Here is a 207-nt window from a genome sequence, read left to right on the forward strand (position 1 = left end):
CAACCTGCTTTTAGTATCATTTAACGGATAGTTTTTACTTAAATTCTCGTAAGCTTTTTTTATAATTTCTTTGGCTGTGTAGTTTTTGTTTGATACTAAAACTTCATCTAACTCTATAGATTTGGGAGCTAAAGTTAAAACACTATCTGTAAAGGTTAACGCTGCTATGGTTTTAGGTTTGTAGCCCATGCAACTTACAAAAATAGA

1 pseudogene is annotated in these 207 nt (G+C 30.9%); it reads right to left on the reverse strand.

The annotated features are described in order from the left end of the window. A pseudogene (locus tag FUA24_RS17320) lies at window positions 1-189 on the reverse strand (carboxypeptidase-like regulatory domain-containing protein); the annotation flags it as partial. Window positions 190-207 lie beyond the last annotated feature (18 nt).

This window comes from Seonamhaeicola marinus (assembly GCF_008085455.1).